Source organism: Pseudomonas sp. GW821-FHT01C01 (genome assembly GCF_059422645.1).
On the sequence record NZ_JBWKXF010000021.1, the window covers coordinates 1 to 17,572 of the forward strand.

Genomic DNA, 17,572 nt, shown 5'->3' on the forward strand with positions numbered 1-17,572 from the left:
GAGCAAGCCCGCTCCCACCCCCCTGTGGGAGCGGGCTTGCTCGCGAAAGCGGCGGTTCAGACACCACAGCTTTCACAGTAAAGGCACCCACAAAGCAGGGGATTTCAGGCCGTTTCGACGGCCTGTTTTTTTGCCTGGAAGAAGTGAGCTTGTATATCTCTTAAACGAATAACCAAATGAATAAATATGATTTATGGATATATAAATCAGCTGTTAAGGTCACTCCATCGAAGCGAGATCGCAAACCGCGAATCGCCAACACCGTACAAGGAATCGTCTGAATGTTGGTTGTCTCACTCGGTGGCAGTCCCAGTCAGCGCTCTCGTTCCGGGGTGCTGCTGGATCGCTCCCGGCGTTGGTTGCAAGGGCAGGGCGTGGAAGTGGTGAGTTATCAGGTGCGGGACTTCCCGGCCGAGGACTTGCTGCACGCACGCTTCGACAGCCCCAAGGTGATCGACCTGCTGCAACAGATTGAAAACGCCGATGGCCTGCTGATCGCCACACCGGTTTACAAGGCATCGTTTTCCGGAGCGCTGAAAGTCGTGCTGGATCTGCTGCCCGAACGCGCCTTGAGCCACAAGGTGGTTCTGCCGATGGCCACTGGCGGCAGCATCGCCCACATGCTGGCGGTGGATTACGCGCTCAAGCCCGTGCTGTCGGCATTGAAGGCCCAGGAAATGCTGCAAGGGATTTTCGCCGTCGACAGTCAGATCGCTTATGGCGAAGGCAGCGCCCTGGCGCAGTTGGCGCCGGAGCTGGAGCAACGGCTGAATGAATCGCTGGAGCTGTTTTTCAGTGCCATGGCACGGCGGCCCAAGCCGCTCGATCCGAACCTGTTGAATGATCGTTTGCTGAGTGCTCGCTGGAGCATATGAGCTCCACTGAACATTAGCCCCACCGAAAATTGAAGTACTGGCCTTACTCGCCCGCCAACGGGCAAGCAGGTGCAGCCAAAACCCAACTGCAAAAAGGAGAGCGCCATGCGCCCTGTCATTTTGCGTCGTGGTCTGGTCGCTCTGTTTGCTGCGGCCGCCTTCGGCGTTATTACTCAAGCTCAGGCGCTTTCTACCCAGGAAGGCGTATTACGCATCGGCTATCAGAAGTACGGCACCCTGGTGCTGCTCAAAGCCAAAGGCACCCTGGAAAAACGCCTCGCCGCCCAAGGTGTGGACGTGCAATGGACTGAGTTCCCCGGCGGCCCGCAACTGCTTGAAGGCTTGAACGTTGGCTCCATCGACTTTGGCGTTACCGGCGAAACCCCTCCCGTGTTTGCCCAAGCGGCTGGCGCTGATCTGCTCTACGTCGCCTATGAACCGCCAGCGCCACACAGCGAAGCGATCCTGCTGCCGAAGGACTCGCCGATCAAATCGGTAGCAGAGCTCAAGGGCAAGAAAGTCGTGCTCAACAAAGGCTCCAACGTGCACTACCTGCTGGTGCGTGCGCTGGAAGATGCCGGCCTCAAATACACCGATGTCCAGACCGTATTCCTGCCGCCGGCCGATGCCCGCGCCGCGTTCGAGCGTGGCAGCGTCGACGCCTGGGTGATCTGGGACCCGTACCAGGCCGCCGCCGAACAGCAACTGCAAGCGCGCACCCTGCGCGATGGCCAGGGCATCGTCGACAACCACCAGTTCTACCTGGCGACCAAACCCTACGCGCAAAAAAATCCCGAGGTGATCAAGACCCTGGTGGAAGAAGTGCGCGCGGTCGGCGAGTGGTCCAGGGCCAATCCCCAGGAGGTGACTGAACAGGTGTCACCACTGCTCGGCCTGCCGGCGGATATCACTCTGACCGCGGTGAAACGCCAGGGCTACGGCGCGCTGCTCCTCACCCCGGAAGTCGTCGCGGCACAGCAGAAAATCGCCGACAGCTTCTACCAGCTCAAGCTGATTCCCAAGCCGTTGAGCATCAAAGACGTGATCTGGACGCCGCCGGCCGCCGTTGCCCAAGCCCAATAATTCGATTCCCCAAGGAGACCACTCCATGAGCCTCAATATCTTCTGGTTCCTGCCTACCCACGGCGACGGCCATTACCTTGGCACCGCCGAAGGCGCACGCGCCGTCGATCACGGTTACCTGCAACAAGTCGCGCAAGCCGCTGACCGCCTGGGTTTTGGCGGGGTGCTGATTCCTACCGGGCGTTCCTGCGAGGACTCATGGCTGGTGGCGGCATCGCTGATTCCGGTGACCCAGCGCTTGAAATTCCTTGTCGCCCTGCGCCCCGGGATCATTTCTCCGACGGTGGCGGCGCGGCAGGCCGCGACCCTGGATCGACTGTCCGGCGGGCGTGCGTTGTTCAATTTGGTAACCGGCGGTGATCCGGAAGAGTTGGCCGGTGATGGCCTGTTCCTCAGCCACGAAGAGCGTTATCAGGCCTCGGTGGAGTTCACCCGCATCTGGCGCCGCGTGCTGGAAGGTGAAACCGTCGATTACGACGGCCAGCACATCAGCGTGAAGGGCGCGAAATTGCTCTATCCGCCCATCCAGCAACCGCGTCCGCCGCTGTACTTTGGCGGTTCCTCGGAAGCCGCACAGGATCTGGCCGCCGAACAGGTGGAAATGGTCCTGACCTGGGGCGAACCACCGGCCGCCGTCGCGGAAAAAATCGAACAAGTCCGTGCCAAAGCCGCCAGGCTTGGCCGCACCGTGCGCTTCGGCATCCGCCTGCATGTGATCGTGCGCGAAACCAACGATGAGGCCTGGAAAGCTGCGGATCGGCTGATCTCCCATCTCGACGACGAGACCATCGCTCGTGCCCAGGCTTCGCTGGCACGTTTCGATTCAGTCGGTCAGCAACGCATGGCTGCGTTACATGGCGGTAGCCGCGACAATCTGGAAGTCAGCCCTAATTTGTGGGCCGGTGTCGGTCTGGTGCGCGGTGGTGCCGGTACGGCGCTGGTGGGCGATGGTCCGACTGTGGCCGCCCGCGTGAAGGAGTACGCGGATCTGGGCATCGATACGTTTATTTTTTCCGGTTATCCACATCTTGAGGAGTCGTATCGCGTCGCCGAGTTGTTGTTCCCGCACCTCGATGTCGAGCGTCCCGAGCTGCCGAAAAGTGCCGGTTACGTCAGCCCGTTCGGCGAGATGGTCGCCAACGACATTCTGCCCAAAGCCGCGTCCCAGAGCTGAGGCGCGCTCATGAAGAAAATCATCCACAGCCTGGCGCCCTGGGCGTTACCGGTGTTGTTGCTGGCGGTGTGGCAGTTGAGTGTGTCGGCAGGCTGGTTGTCGACACGGATCCTGCCAGCACCGATCGCCGTGATCGAAGCCGGTGTGAGCCTGGTGCGCAGTGGCGAAATCTGGACGCACCTGGCCATCAGTGGCTGGCGTGCCGCGTTGGGCTTCGCCATCGGCGGTGGCCTGGGCTTGACCCTGGGCTTCATTACCGGCCTGTCGAAGTGGGGTGAACGCTTGCTCGACAGTTCGGTGCAGATGATCCGCAACGTGCCGCACCTGGCGTTGATTCCGCTGGTGATTCTGTGGTTCGGCATCGACGAGTCAGCGAAGATTTTCCTGGTGGCACTGGGCACGTTGTTCCCGATTTACCTCAACACCTATCACGGCATCCGCAACGTCGACCCGGCGCTGGTGGAGATGTCGCGCAGTTATGGCTTGTCCGGTTTCGGTCTGTTCTGGCAGGTGATTCTGCCGGGTGCACTGCCCTCGATTCTGGTCGGCGTGCGCTTCGCCCTGGGCTTCATGTGGCTGACGTTGATCGTGGCGGAAACCATTTCCGCGAGTTCCGGCATCGGCTATCTGGCAATGAATGCCCGGGAGTTCTTGCAGACCGACGTGGTGGTGTTGGCGATTCTGCTGTACGCGGTGCTCGGCAAACTGGCCGACCTCGCGGCCCGTGGACTTGAGCGTGTGTGGCTGCGCTGGCACCCGGCGTATCAGGTTGCCAAGGGAGGTGCAGCATGATCGCAGAGCGACCTCCACGCCTGCTGCGCGGGATTCCGCTGGCGGTGCGCAAGCTGCAAAAAACCTTTGGCTCGCGGCAGGTGCTGCGCGAGATCGATCTGCACATTCCGGCGGGGCAGTTTGTCGCCGTGGTGGGCCGTAGCGGTTGCGGCAAAAGTACCTTGCTGCGATTGCTCGCCGGCCTCGATCGACCCACGGGCGGTGAATTGCTCGCCGGTGCCGCGCCATTGAGTGACGCGCGGGAGGACACGCGGCTGATGTTCCAGGAAGCGCGATTGCTGCCGTGGAAAAAGATCATCGATAACGTCGGCCTCGGCCTCAAGGGCAACTGGCGGCCGCAAGCACTTGAAGCTTTGGAAGCGGTGGGCCTGGCCGACCGCGCCAACGAGTGGCCGGCCGCGTTGTCCGGTGGACAGAAGCAACGCGTGGCTTTGGCTCGTGCATTGATTCATCAGCCGCGCCTGCTGTTGCTCGACGAACCCTTGGGGGCGCTGGATGCTCTGACCCGAATTGAAATGCAGCAGTTGATCGAAAGGCTTTGGCAGCAGCACGGCTTCACGGTGTTGCTGGTGACCCACGACGTCAGCGAAGCGGTGGCGATTGCCGATCGGGTGATCCTGATCGAAGACGGTGAAGTCGGCCTTGACCTGCACGTGGAACTGCCGCGCCCTCGGGTGCGCGGTTCCCACCGGCTGGCGGCGCTGGAAACCGAAGTGCTCAATCGCGTGCTGGCGCTGCCCGGCCAGCCGCCGGAACCGGAACCTGTTTCACCCTTGCCCACGCAATTGCGTTGGGCTCAATAACTCAAGTTTTATCCAACGACAGGAATCAACATCATGACTATCAAGGCCATCAACGTTCGCAACCAGTTCAAAGGCTCCATCAAGGAAATCGTCCTCGGCGACGTGCTGTCGGAAATCGACGTGCAGACCGCGTCCGGCATCGTCACTTCGGTGATCACCACGCGCTCGGTAAAAGAGCTGGAACTGGTGGTCGGCAGTGAAGTGATCGCGTTTGTGAAGTCCACGGAGGTGTCGATCGCCAAATTGTAATCGTGCGCGTAAACGACAACCCCGAAGGGTTTGAGCCCTTCGGGGTTTTTTGTGCGTGTGATTCAGTGAGAACGGTGGTGTGGCCTTCGCGAGCAAGCCCGCTCCCACAGGGGGAACGCATTTCAAATGTGGGAGCGGGCTTGCTCGCGAAGAGGCCGTCAGGCTGGAATGCTGCGCTTGGGCAAATACGGCGGCAAATACAGCCCCAGATAAGCATCAAACACCCGCATCCCTTCCTCAGCCATGCGTGGTGTTATCTGCCCATGCTGCTGCACCGAGCGCGCATACACCCGGTCGCCCAGTTCCATGGCCAAAGCGAACACATCGACGTCCCCCGGCAGCTTCGGCAGCTCAAAGTGGTGGTCGAAGAGTTTGTGCATCAGGTCGCCCAGTTCGATGTCGTGCTGACGGTCGGCCTGGGTGACTTCGGTCAGGCCGTGCTGGGCCAGAATGAGTTGGCGGGCGGCGGCGTCTTCACCGTAGATGTCGAGCATGCGTTGTTCCACCAGTCGCGACAGATCGCGCCAGCCGCTCAGTGCATCATGCTCGATCGGCGCTTGCAGGCAGGCGCGGAACGCGGCGTGGACGTCGGCGGTCAAGGCTTCCAGTAACGCCGGCACGCTGGCGAAGAAATGGTAGACCGAGGAGGGCGGAATCTCCGCGCGCTCGGCGACGCTGTAGATCGACAGGCTGGCCACACCCTCGGCAGCCAGCAGCGTGCGGGCCGCATCGAGTATCGAATCGATCCGGGCCTGGCTGCGTGCGCGGGGTTTGCGGGGAGTGGCTACGCGTGTCATTGGAGTCTCCTGCGGGGCAGCGGGCATTGTACGAGTCGGGTTGTGTGTTGTCTGCCCGGACGCCTTCGCGAGCAAGCCCGCTCCCACATTTTGCCCTTGGTGAACATAGAGTTTGTGTACGGCGCAGCTCCAGTGTGGGAGCGGGCTTGCTCGCGAAGCAGGCGACTCGGTCCAACTGAAATCACCCATAAAAAAACGCCGCAGGCTGTAGGCCGGCGGCGTTTTTTTTACTGCAACCGCTTACACGGTATGCAGGTACCAGTTGTACTCGAGGTCGGAGATGGAGTGTTCGAACTCCTCCAGCTCACTCTCTTTACAGGCCACGAAGATATCGATGTATTTCGGATCGATGTACTTGGCCATGACTTCGCTGTCGTCCAGCTCGCGCAGTGCATCGCGCAGGTTGTTCGGCAGGCTCTGCTCGTTCTGCTCGTAGCTGTTGCCTTCCACCGGATCGCCTGGCTCGACCTGGTTGGTCAGGCCGTGGTGAATACCGGCCAGCACCGACGCCATCAGCAGGTACGGGTTGGCATCGGCACCGGCCACGCGGTGCTCGATGCGTACGGAGTCTGGAGCACCGGTCGGTACGCGAACGGCCACGGTACGGTTGTCCAGGCCCCAGCTCGGCGAGTTCGGCACGTAGAACTGTGCGCCGAAACGACGGTAGGAGTTGACGTTCGGGCAGAGGAACGCCATCTGTGCAGGCAGGGTCTCGAGCACACCGCCGATCGCGTGTCGCAGCGCGGCGTTCTGCTCGGGATCCTCGCTGGCGAAGATGTTGTTGCCTTCTTTGTCGAGAATCGAAATATGCACGTGCAGACCATTACCTGCCTGGCCCGGGTACGGCTTGGCCATGAAGGTGGTGTCCATCTCATGGTCATAGGCAATGTTCTTGATCAGGCGCTTGAGCAGGACCGCGTAATCGCAGGCCTTGATCGCGTCTTTCACATGGTGCAGGTTGACTTCGAATTGTGCCGGGGCACTTTCCTTGACGATGGCGTCAGCCGGGATGCCCTGCTCTTTAGCGCCTTCGAGGATGTCTTGCAGGCAGTCGACGTATTCGTCGAGGTCGTCGATCAGGTACACCTGGGTCGACATCGGACGCTTGCCGGACACTGGCGAGCGAGGCGGTTGCGGGCGACCGTTCACGTTCTCCTGGTCGATCAGGTAGAACTCCAGTTCGAACGCGGCGCAGATGGTCAGGCCCATCTCATCGAACTTGGCCACGACTTGTCGCAGCACTTCGCGCGGGTCGGCGAAGAAAGGGTCACCTTCGAGTTCGTGCATGGTCATCAACAGTTGCGCGGTAGGGCGCTTCTGCCATGGCTCGTTGCACAGGGTATCGGGGATTGGATAGCAGATTCGATCGGCGTCGCCGATGTCCAGGCCCAGGCCGGTGCTTTCCACCGTGGAGCCATTGATATCCAGAGCAAATAGAGAGGCCGGCAGGTTGATGCCTTTCTCGTAAACCTTGTGGAGGCTGGTGCGTTCAATGCGCTTGCCGCGCACCACACCATTCATATCCGCAATCAGAAGGTCAACGTACAGAACCTCAGGATGTTCCTTAAGGAACGCGTTCGCTTCGTTAAGCTGAACGGCACGCGGGGGTACCGACATGATGCAACACCTTTGTTGTTAAAAATATCAATCATTGATCTTTTCTGGTTTCAGTCAACCCGAACGGCATGCCGAAGTCAAGCGAGGCCTTTTTTGCCCTAAAAAAGCGCTCGTGTGGCTTTTTTGAGGCACTTTAGGGCGTTTTTACTCCGCTGGACGTGGTGGCGGCCGCGGGCTTGAGCGGGCCGTGTTGTATTTTTTACGGGGGTGTTGTGTAAAAAAATGAACAAGGCTAAGCTCGAATCAAACCCATAACAGCAATAATACCGGGGTGCTTCATGTCTCGCCTGCCGATAATCGGCATCATCGACTGCTCAAGACAGGTCGGTCGGCATGTTTATCACATCAGTGGTGACACGTCCGTCCGCTCAGTGGCCCCAGCGGTTCCGATGATCCTTCCGTCCCTGACGGTTCGACCGTCCCCGTCCGATATTCTGGACGGTCGCGATGGCACCCCCATTACGGTTACTCCATTCAATATAGAACCGATTCACAATAGCGGCCTGACCATCGTTCAGGGCACCGCTCGCGATTCTGCACGCCTGGCTTCTGCAGCCGTGTTGGCAAACACGATAATCTGCCGCGCAAGCGCTCTACAACGCGACGCCGATGCGTCAAACAACGCCTGACATTAAAAGGGTCAGACAACTCAAGCCTAGAGGCATTTATGAGTAACAACCTCGACCAGCTCACCGATTGGTTGAAAAACCACAAGATCACAGAAGTCGAATGCATGATCGCCGACTTGACCGGGATTACCCGGGGCAAGATTTCGCCGACCAACAAATTCATCGCCGAAAAAGGCATGCGTCTGCCAGAAAGCGTTCTATTGCAGACCGTGACCGGCGATTACGTCGAAGACGACATCTATTACGAACTGCTCGACCCGGCCGACATCGACATGATCTGCCGCCCCGACCAGAGCGCGGTGTACCTGGTGCCCTGGGCCATCGAGCCGACCGCCATCGTCATCCACGATACCTACGACAAGCAAGGCAACCCGATCGAGCTGTCGCCACGCAACGTGCTCAAGAAAGTCCTGAAACTCTATACCGACAAAGGCTGGCAGCCCATCGTGGCGCCGGAAATGGAGTTTTACCTGACCAAGCGCAGTGACGACCCGGACTACCCGTTGCAGCCGCCGATCGGTCGCTCCGGTCGTCCGGAAACCGGTCGTCAGTCGTTCTCCATTGAAGCGGCGAACGAGTTCGATCCGCTGTTCGAAGACGTCTACGACTGGTGTGAACTGCAGGACCTTGACCTCGATACGCTGATCCACGAGGACGGCACGGCGCAGATGGAAATCAACTTCCGTCACGGCGATGCCCTGTCTCTGGCCGACCAGATCCTGGTGTTCAAGCGCACCATGCGCGAGGCCGCGCTCAAGCACAACGTGGCCGCGACCTTCATGGCCAAGCCGATGACCGGCGAGCCGGGCAGCGCGATGCACTTGCACCAGAGCATCATCGACATCGAGACCGGCAAGAACATCTTTTCCAATGAAGACGGGACCATGAGCCAGCTGTTCCTGCACCACATCGGTGGTCTGCAGAAACTCATTCCCGAGCTGTTGCCGCTGTTCGCACCCAACGTCAACTCGTTCCGCCGCTTCCTGCCGGACACCTCGGCGCCGGTGAACGTGGAGTGGGGCGAAGAAAACCGCACCGTGGGCCTGCGGGTTCCGGATGCGGGGCCGCAAAACCGTCGGGTGGAAAACCGCCTGCCGGGCGCCGATGCCAACCCGTACCTGGCGATTGCCGCGAGCCTGCTCTGCGGTTACATCGGCATGGTCGAAGGCCTGAACCCGAGTGCGCCGGTGGTGGGGCGTGGCTATGAGCGCCGCAACCTGCGCCTGCCGCTGACCATCGAAGACGCGCTGGAACGCATGGAAAACAGCGCGATCATCGAGCGCTACCTGGGCAAAAATTTCATCACTGGCTACGTTGCGGTCAAGCGGGCCGAGCATGAAAACTTCAAGCGCGTGATCAGTTCGTGGGAAAGGGAATTCCTGCTCTTTGCCGTCTGATACGCCGGGCGCCACCGTTGTCTGGTGGCGCTTTCACCTGATTTTTTAGGAGATTCGTATGACCAGTAACAATCCGCAAACCCGTGCATGGCAAACCCTGAGCAACGATCACCACCTGGCTCCGTTCAGCGACTTCAAGCAGCTGAAAGAGAAAGGCCCGCGGATCATCACCAACGCCAAGGGCGTTTACCTCTGGGACAGCGAAGGCAACAAGATCCTCGACGGTATGGCCGGCCTGTGGTGTGTCGCGATTGGTTATGGTCGCGATGAACTGGCGGATGCCGCCAGCAAACAGATGCGCGAACTGCCTTACTACAACCTGTTCTTCCAGACCGCGCACCCGCCGGTACTGGAACTGGCCAAGGCCATCGCCGACATCGCACCGCAAGGCATGAACCATGTGTTCTTCACCGGTTCCGGCTCTGAAGGCAACGACACCATGCTGCGCATGGTTCGTCACTACTGGGCGATCAAGGGCCAGCCGAACAAGAAAGTCATCATCAGCCGCAAGAACGGCTATCACGGTTCCACCGTGGCCGGCGCGAGCCTGGGTGGCATGACCTATATGCACGAACAGGGCGACTTGCCGATTCCGGGCATCGTCCACATTGCCCAGCCGTACTGGTTCGCCGAAGGCGGCGACATGACCCCGGAAGAATTCGGTATCTGGGCGGCCAACCAGCTGGAAGAAAAGATTCTGGAAGTCGGCGTCGACAACGTCGGTGCCTTTATTGCCGAGCCGATCCAGGGCGCCGGCGGCGTGATCATTCCGCCTGACACCTACTGGCCGCGCATCAAGGAAATCCTCGCCAAATACGACATCCTGTTCGTGGCTGACGAAGTGATTTGCGGTTTCGGTCGTACCGGCGAGTGGTTCGGTACCGATTTCTACGACCTCAAGCCCGACATGATGACCATCGCCAAGGGCCTGACGTCGGGCTACATCCCGATGGGCGGCCTGATCGTGCGTGATGAAGTGGTGGACGTGCTTAATGAGGGCGGCGACTTCAACCACGGCTTCACCTACTCCGGTCACCCGGTGGCGGCGGCTGTGGGGCTGGAAAACATCCGTATCCTGCGCGACGAAAAAATTGTCGAGCGCGTGAAGTCAGAAACGGCACCGTATTTGCAAAAGCGTCTGCGGGAACTGAACGATCACCCGCTGGTGGGTGAAGTGCGTGGGGTTGGGCTGTTGGGGGCCATCGAACTGGTCCAGGACAAGGCCACTCGCAAGCGTTACGAAGGTAAGGGCGTCGGCATGATCTGTCGTCAGTTCTGCTTCGATAATGGCCTGATCATGCGCGCAGTCGGCGACACCATGATCATCGCTCCGCCACTGGTGATCACACCGGCGGAAATCGATGAGCTGGTGACCAAGGCTCGCAAGTGTCTTGACCTGACCCTGAGTGCATTGCAGGGCTAAGTGCTAGGCTCTGAGCGAAGGTCCAAAGTTCTGCGTATGAAGTAGGAACTTTCGCTCAGAACTGTCAGAAAGCATGGCCGTTTCCTTGAAAGACCGATGTGGATCTTGCCAGACTAGCCGCGGTTCCAGTTGCCCGGGTTCGGCCGCTGAACAAGTGGTTCAAAAAAGAAAAATTTGGAGCATTACGCATGAAGGCACTAGGTAAAAAGCTCGCTGGCAAGACTCTTCTTGCCATGTCCCTGATGGGCTTGATGGCGGGCGCGGTTCAGGCCGACGACAAAGTTCTGCACGTGTACAACTGGTCCGACTATATCGCACCGGACACCATCAAGAAGTTTGAAGACGAGTCGGGCATCAAAGTTGTCTATGACGTCTTCGACAGCAACGAAACCCTGGAAGCCAAGTTGCTGGCAGGCAAGTCCGGTTACGACATCGTCGTGCCGTCGAACAACTTCCTGGCCAAGCAGATCAAGGCTGGCGTTTACCAGGAACTGGACAAATCCAAGCTGCCTAACTGGAAAAACCTCAACGAGTCGCTGCTCAAGGCCGTATCGGTGAGCGACCCGGGCAACAAACATGCCTTCCCGTACATGTGGGGTTCGATCGGTATCGGTTTCAACGCCGAGAAGGTCAAGGCTGCACTGGGTGCCGACGCACCAACCGATTCCTGGGACCTGATCTTCAAGCCTGAAAACGCCGCCAAGTTGAAAGCGTGCGGTATCAGCATGCTCGACTCGCCAACCGAGATGATTCCTGTGGCGTTGCACTACCTGGGTCTGCCAACCGACAGCCAGAAGAAAGAAGACATCAAGAAAGCGGAAGAACTGCTCCTCAAGGTGCGTCCTTCGATCGCCTACTTCCACTCGTCCAAGTACATCTCCGACCTGGCCAACGGCAACATCTGCGTAGCCGTGGGTTATTCGGGTGACGTGTACCAGGCCAAGTCCCGCGCGGCTGAAGCCGGTGACAAGGTGAAAGTCAGCTACAACATTCCGAAAGAAGGTGCAGGCAGCTTCTACGACATGGTCGCCATCCCTAAAGATGCCGCAAACGTCGAAGGCGCCTACAAGTTCATGACCTTCCTGCAGAAGCCGGAAGTCATGGCTGAAATCACCAACGCCGTACGTTTCCCGAACGGTAACGCAGCTGCCACGGCATTGGTGGATAAGGACATCACCAGCGATCCGGGCATTTACCCGCCGGCGGACGTTCAGGCCAAGCTGTACGCGATTGCCGATTTGCCGGCGGCGACTCAGCGTGAACTGACCCGCAGCTGGACCAAGATCAAATCGGGCAAGTAAGTAGTTAAACCTTGTAGGAGCGAGCTTGCTCGCGAAAAAAGCCGGAACACCGCAGGGTGTCAGGCACCACGCGTTATCGTTGACGACCATCGCGAGCAAGCTCGCTCCTACAAGGGTCTGCATAAAAGTTTTGCTGGAACGGTTTTTCGAGGGTAAGTTGCGCGCCGGTTTTGTTGCTGGGCAACCACGGTTGTCATGTAACGCTGGGCAACTTGGGCCCAACTAATTTTAGAGGACCTCCACTTGCCTATTTTTTCTTTGTTGCGCAATGCCATGCTGGTTGGCGCCGGGCTGACGATTGCCGTCAGTGTTCAGGCCGCCGGCACCGTGCATATTTATAACTGGTCGGACTACATCGGCGAGACGACACTGGCCGACTTCCAGAAAGAGACCGGTATCAAGCCGGTTTATGACGTCTTCGATTCCAACGAAACCCTGGAAGGCAAGCTGCTCGCCGGGCGTACGGGCTACGACGTGGTCGTGCCGTCGAACCACTTCCTGGGCAAGCAGATCAAGGCCGGCGCTTTCCAGAAACTCGACAAGTCCAAATTGCCGAACTACTCGAACCTTGATCCTGTCCTGCTCAAGCGTCTCGAACAGAACGACCCGGGTAACCTCTACGCCGTTCCTTACCTGTGGGGCACCAACGGCATCGGTTACAACGTCGACAAGATCAAGGCTGTGCTGGGCGTCGACAAGATCGATTCCTGGGCTGCGGTATTCGAACCGGAGAACATCAAGAAGCTGCACAGCTGCGGCGTGGCGTTCCTCGATTCTGCCGATGAAATGATGCCGACGGTCCTCAACTACATGGGCCTGAATGCCAACAGCACCAACCCCGAAGACTACAAAAAGGCCGAAGCCAAATTGCTGGCAGTCCGGCCTTACGTGACCTACTTCCACTCCTCCAAATACATTGCGGATCTGGCCAATGGCGATATCTGCATCGCGATCGGTTTCTCCGGCGACATGTTCCAGGCCCGCAACCGTGCGGCTGAAGCGAAGAAAGGCGTGAACATCGCCTACTCGATTCCCAAGGAAGGTGGTGCGCTGTGGTTCGACATGCTGGCGATTCCGAAGGATTCGGCCAACGTCAAGGAAGCCCACGCCTTCATCAACTATTTGCTGAAGCCTGAGGTGATTGCCCAGGTCAGTGATTACGTCGGCTATGCCAACCCTAACCCGGGGTCGGACAAACTGATGGAACAGTCCATACGCACCGACGAAGCGGTTTATCCACCGCAAGCGGTCCTCGACAAGACCTACGTGTCCATCGAGTTACCACCCAATATTCAACGTTTGATGACCCGCAGCTGGACCAAGGTCAAGTCGGGCAAGTAAGTAGCTTCAAGGCTCAAACTATCCAAGGTTGGCTCACCTTGAGCGAACTGCACTCTTTTTTTCTGGGAGTTTCGTAAATGGCAGTTGCCTCCGGCGCCTATAAGAAAGCCCTCGAGGGCGACCAGCAACCTAAGCAGGTGCTGGTCAAAATCGACCGGGTCACGAAGAAGTTCGACGAGACGATTGCCGTGGACGATGTGTCCCTGGAAATCAAGAAAGGCGAAATTTTCGCCCTGCTCGGCGGCTCGGGATCGGGCAAATCCACTTTGCTGCGCATGCTCGCCGGTTTCGAGCGACCGACCGAAGGCCGGATCTTCCTTGATGGCGTAGACATCACCGATATGCCGCCGTACGAGCGTCCGATCAACATGATGTTCCAGTCCTATGCGCTGTTCCCGCACATGACTGTGGCGCAGAACATCGCCTTCGGTCTCAAGCAGGACAAGATCCCGAACGCTGAAATCGACGCCCGCGTGGCCGACATGCTCAAGCTGGTGCAGATGAGCCAGTACGCCAAGCGCAAGCCGCATCAGTTGTCCGGTGGTCAGCGTCAGCGTGTGGCCCTGGCCCGTTCCCTGGCCAAGCGACCGAAACTGTTGCTGCTCGACGAACCGATGGGTGCACTGGACAAGAAGCTGCGTTCGCAAATGCAGCTGGAGCTGGTGGAGATCATCGAGCGCGTCGGCGTAACCTGCGTGATGGTGACCCACGACCAGGAAGAGGCCATGACCATGGCCGAGCGCATCGCGATCATGCACCTGGGCTGGATCGCCCAGATCGGCAGCCCGATCGACATCTACGAAACCCCGACCAGCCGCCTGGTCTGCGAGTTCATCGGCAACGTCAACATCTTCGACGGTGAAGTGATCGACGACGCCGAAGGCCACGCGACCATCACCTGCAAAGACCTGGACCGCAAGATCTATGTCGGCCACGGCATCAGCACTTCAGTGCAGGACAAATCGGTCACCTACGCGATTCGTCCGGAAAAACTGCTGGTGACACCGACGCAGCCGACTTGCGAATACAACTGGTCCAGCGGCAAGGTGCACGACATCGCCTACCTCGGCGGTCACTCGGTGTTCTACGTTGAACTGCCGAGCGGCAAGATCGTCCAGTCCTTTGTGGCCAACGCCGAACGCCGTGGCGCTCGTCCGACCTGGGGTGATCAGGTCTACGTGTACTGGGAAGACGACAGTGGCGTGGTACTTCGCTCATGAACATGCGCAAACTCAAACGCCGACTCAATCGAATAATTCCCGGTGGCCGCCAACTGGTCATCGGGGTTCCCTTCATCTGGCTGTTCCTGTTCTTCATGTTGCCGTTCTTCATCGTCCTGAAGATCAGCTTCGCCGAAGCCGACGTGGCCATTCCGCCGTACACCGAAATCTACAGCTACGCCGAGCAGAAGCTGCAACTGCTGCTTAACCTGGGCAACTACGCGATGCTGGGCGGTGACGAGCTGTACATCGCCGCTTACCTCGGCTCGTTGAAGATGGCGTTTTTCAGCACCATCCTCTGCCTGCTGATCGGCTACCCGATGGCCTACGGCATCTCCGTTGCCCGCAAGGAAGTGCAGACGGTGCTGGTGCTGCTGATCATGATGCCGACCTGGACCGCGATCCTGATCCGCGTTTACGCGTGGATGGGCATCCTCAGCAACAACGGCCTGCTCAACGGTTTCCTGATGAGCATGGGCTGGATCGACGAGCCGCTGCAAATCCTCAACACCAACCTGGCGGTCTACATCGGCGTGGTTTATTCCTACCTGCCGTTCATGATCCTGCCGCTGTACGCCAACCTGGTGAAGCATGACCATAGCCTGCTGGAAGCCGCATCGGACCTGGGTTCGAGCACGTTCAACAGCTTCTGGAAAATCACCGTGCCGCTGTCGAAAAACGGCATCATCGCCGGCTGCATGCTGGTGTTCATCCCGGTGGTGGGCGAGTTCGTGATTCCGGAACTGCTCGGCGGTCCGGAAACCCTGATGATCGGTAAAGTGCTCTGGCAAGAGTTCTTCAACAACCGTGACTGGCCGGTGGCGTCTGCCCTGGCGGTGGTGATGCTGGCGATTCTGATTGTGCCGATCATCCTGTTCAACCGTAGTCAGGCCAAGGAAATGGAGGGTAAAGAATGAAGCGCTTCCGTTTCTCCAGCCTGATGCTGGTACTGGGTCTGTTGTTTATCTATCTGCCGATGCTGATCCTGGTGATCTACTCGTTCAACGCCTCGAAACTGGTAACGGTGTGGGGTGGCTGGTCGATCAAGTGGTACGTCGGCCTGCTCGACAACAGCCAATTGATGGGCTCGGTGGTGCGTTCGCTGGAAATCGCCTGCTACACGGCGGTGGCGGCGGTGGCACTGGGTACATTGGCGGCGTTCGTCCTGACGCGTATTACGCGCTTCAAGGGCCGTACCCTGTTCGGTGGCCTGGTCACCGCGCCGCTGGTAATGCCTGAGGTGATCACCGGTCTGTCGCTGTTGCTGCTGTTCGTGGCCATGGCGCAGATGATCGGCTGGCCGCAGGAGCGCGGCATCATCACCATCTGGATCGCCCACACCACGTTCTGTGCGGCCTATGTGGCGGTGGTGGTCTCGGCGCGCTTGCGCGAGCTGGATCTGTCCATCGAAGAGGCGGCCATGGACCTCGGTGCGAAACCGTGGAAGGTGTTCTTCCTGATCACCATTCCGATGATCGCGCCGTCGCTGGCAGCGGGCGGCATGATGTCTTTCGCGTTGTCCCTCGATGACCTGGTGCTGGCGAGTTTCGTGTCGGGTCCGGGGTCCACGACTCTGCCGATGGAAGTGTTCTCGGCGGTACGTCTGGGTGTTAAACCCGAGATCAACGCCGTGGCCAGCCTGATCCTGCTGGCGGTGTCGATCGTGACCTTCATGGTCTGGTTCTTCAGCCGTCGCGCCGAAGAAGGCCGTCGTCGTGCGATCCAGCAAGCGATCGAAGAAGCGGCAGCCGATTCGTGGAAGCAACCGGACGTGCGTCGCGCGCAGGCACCGGAAGCGGCTTGAGCCTGAAGTCGGGTTGACCACGCTCTTGTGATCAACCCAATCCTCTGTAGGAGCGAGCTTGCTCGCGAAGGTGTGTCAGTCGAGGTCAATGTGACTGATACACCCTCGCGAACAAGCTCGCTCCTACAAGGTTTTTCAGGCGACCCAAGGGGATTTGCGGATGACCTCGACGAAGTTCATCGGTTTGAACCCCGGCTCCTGATCCACCAGCACATCAGTCTTCACATTGCCGAACATAGTCAGCGGACGATGGCGCAAACCGTCGGCAAACGCGCAGATGATGCACTCCTTGAATCCCTCACCCCGTGGGTGCGCATGCACCACCGCTTCACGCTGCACGGCGGAGAACGCCGCGTAGTCCATGCCCAGCACGTCCATCTCGACACCCGCCGTGACCAGCGCCACGGTGGGCCGCAAGTGCTGAGGAACACCCGGTGTGGTGTGCAGGGCAATCGATAGCCAGACCTGTTCGATATCGTCGTCGCTCAGCCCGTAAGGCTTGAGAAATGTGGCTGCCGCATTGGCTCCATCGACTTCGAAGCGTTCGTTGTCACTGCGATGACCTTCCACCAGGCCCAGGTCATGGAACATTGCCCCGACGTACAGCAACTCCGGGTTGTAGGCCAGTTGCTTGCGCTCACCACTCAGTGCGCCGAACAGGAATACCCGGCGCGAGTGGTGATAGAGCAGGTCGGATTCGATGTCGCGGATGTATTCGGTGGTGGCCTTGGCCAATGCGCTGTCGGGGATTTTGATGCCGGCGATGGTGGTGCTCATGGAGTTTTCCTCGTCGTGAACGCCTTGGCGGCGCTGAGGGGTTCAGTCTGTTCCGCCCCCCGAAACCGGACAATCGCGCCATGGCTGCGATCCCGGCCAATGAGCATGCATATCGCGCCAACCTCGCTTGTTGGGCGCGGATTGGCTAGGGTTGCTCGCACTAAACCCGCTTTTGTGGCGAGGGAGCTTGCTCCCGCTGGGCTGCGAAGCAGCCCCAAAACCTGCAACCGAATTCTGCCAGTCATACCGCATTTGATGGTTTTACGACTGCTGCGCAGTCGAGCGGGAGC

Annotated in this window: 16 protein-coding genes; 13 read left to right on the plus strand and 3 right to left on the minus strand. The window is 59.1% G+C overall.

Features of this window, described 5'->3' with window-relative positions:
* Nucleotides 1–281 precede the first annotated feature (281 nt).
* The 6 genes from ssuE (at nt 282) to AC07XF_RS14760 (ending at nt 4,976) form a co-directional block, all read left to right on the plus strand.
* Nucleotides 282–875: an NADPH-dependent FMN reductase gene (ssuE, locus tag AC07XF_RS14735; protein WP_495027061.1), complete on the plus strand. Its 594-nt coding sequence runs from the start codon at nt 282–284 to the stop codon at nt 873–875.
* Between the two features lie 105 nt (nt 876–980).
* Nucleotides 981–1,958, plus strand: a complete 978-nt coding sequence (locus tag AC07XF_RS14740; RefSeq protein WP_495027062.1) for a sulfonate ABC transporter substrate-binding protein — start codon at nt 981–983, stop codon at nt 1,956–1,958.
* Between the two features lie 25 nt (nt 1,959–1,983).
* Entirely contained in the window at nt 1,984–3,132 is a 1,149-nt protein-coding gene (gene ssuD / locus AC07XF_RS14745; RefSeq protein WP_495027063.1) for an FMNH2-dependent alkanesulfonate monooxygenase, read from the plus strand.
* 9 nt (nt 3,133–3,141) lie between these two features.
* Complete coding sequence (gene ssuC / locus AC07XF_RS14750) at nt 3,142–3,924, plus strand: aliphatic sulfonate ABC transporter permease SsuC (RefSeq protein ID WP_204929550.1); 783 nt, start codon at nt 3,142–3,144, stop codon at nt 3,922–3,924.
* The gene (ssuB, locus tag AC07XF_RS14755) at nt 3,921–4,727 is read left to right on the plus strand and encodes an aliphatic sulfonates ABC transporter ATP-binding protein (protein ID WP_458373734.1); all 807 of its coding nucleotides are present in this window, start codon (nt 3,921–3,923) and stop codon (nt 4,725–4,727) included. Before ssuC ends, ssuB begins: the two co-directional genes overlap by 4 nt.
* Nucleotides 4,728–4,760: 33 nt before the next feature.
* Nucleotides 4,761–4,976 (plus strand): TOBE domain-containing protein, encoded by a 216-nt coding sequence (locus tag AC07XF_RS14760; protein ID WP_003229256.1) that lies wholly within the window; start codon nt 4,761–4,763, stop codon nt 4,974–4,976.
* Nucleotides 4,977–5,134: 158 nt separating this feature from the next.
* On the opposite strand, the gene AC07XF_RS14765 is transcribed toward AC07XF_RS14760, so the two are convergent.
* Both AC07XF_RS14765 and AC07XF_RS14770 read right to left on the minus strand, forming a co-directional pair.
* Nucleotides 5,135–5,773 (minus strand): TetR/AcrR family transcriptional regulator, encoded by a 639-nt coding sequence (locus tag AC07XF_RS14765; RefSeq protein WP_495027064.1) that lies wholly within the window; start codon nt 5,771–5,773, stop codon nt 5,135–5,137.
* 240 nt (nt 5,774–6,013) lie between these two features.
* Entirely contained in the window at nt 6,014–7,390 is a 1,377-nt protein-coding gene (locus AC07XF_RS14770; RefSeq protein WP_277532840.1) for a glutamine synthetase family protein, read from the minus strand.
* A gap of 667 nt (nt 7,391–8,057) precedes the next feature.
* Between AC07XF_RS14770 and AC07XF_RS14775 the strand changes: the two genes are divergently transcribed.
* The 7 genes from AC07XF_RS14775 to AC07XF_RS14805 all read left to right on the plus strand — a co-directional run bounded on the left by AC07XF_RS14775 (nt 8,058) and on the right by AC07XF_RS14805 (nt 16,505).
* On the plus strand, nt 8,058–9,416 hold the full coding sequence (locus tag AC07XF_RS14775) for a glutamine synthetase family protein (RefSeq protein WP_495027065.1): 1,359 nt from the start codon (nt 8,058–8,060) through the stop codon (nt 9,414–9,416).
* Nucleotides 9,417–9,474: 58 nt separating this feature from the next.
* On the plus strand, nt 9,475–10,839 hold the full coding sequence (locus AC07XF_RS14780; RefSeq protein ID WP_495027066.1) for an aspartate aminotransferase family protein: 1,365 nt from the start codon (nt 9,475–9,477) through the stop codon (nt 10,837–10,839).
* A gap of 188 nt (nt 10,840–11,027) precedes the next feature.
* Nucleotides 11,028–12,140 carry a polyamine ABC transporter substrate-binding protein gene (locus tag AC07XF_RS14785; protein ID WP_495027067.1) on the plus strand — a complete coding sequence of 371 codons (1,113 nt, stop codon included), beginning with the start codon at nt 11,028–11,030 and terminating at the stop codon, nt 12,138–12,140.
* Nucleotides 12,141–12,383: 243 nt separating this feature from the next.
* The gene (locus tag AC07XF_RS14790; RefSeq protein WP_495027068.1) at nt 12,384–13,481 is read left to right on the plus strand and encodes a polyamine ABC transporter substrate-binding protein; all 1,098 of its coding nucleotides are present in this window, start codon (nt 12,384–12,386) and stop codon (nt 13,479–13,481) included.
* 77 nt (nt 13,482–13,558) lie between these two features.
* Nucleotides 13,559–14,701, plus strand: coding sequence for an ABC transporter ATP-binding protein (locus AC07XF_RS14795; RefSeq protein ID WP_495027069.1), 1,143 nt, complete (start codon nt 13,559–13,561; stop codon nt 14,699–14,701).
* A gap of 35 nt (nt 14,702–14,736) precedes the next feature.
* Complete coding sequence (locus AC07XF_RS14800) at nt 14,737–15,618, plus strand: ABC transporter permease subunit (RefSeq protein WP_495027132.1); 882 nt, start codon at nt 14,737–14,739, stop codon at nt 15,616–15,618.
* On the plus strand, nt 15,615–16,505 hold the full coding sequence (locus AC07XF_RS14805; RefSeq protein WP_495027070.1) for an ABC transporter permease subunit: 891 nt from the start codon (nt 15,615–15,617) through the stop codon (nt 16,503–16,505). Before AC07XF_RS14800 ends, AC07XF_RS14805 begins: the two co-directional genes overlap by 4 nt.
* Before the next feature lie 135 nt (nt 16,506–16,640).
* On the opposite strand, the gene AC07XF_RS14810 is transcribed toward AC07XF_RS14805, so the two are convergent.
* Nucleotides 16,641–17,282 carry an HD domain-containing protein gene (locus AC07XF_RS14810; protein ID WP_495027071.1) on the minus strand — a complete coding sequence of 214 codons (642 nt, stop codon included), beginning with the start codon at nt 17,280–17,282 and terminating at the stop codon, nt 16,641–16,643.
* Nucleotides 17,283–17,572: the final 290 nt, after the last annotated feature.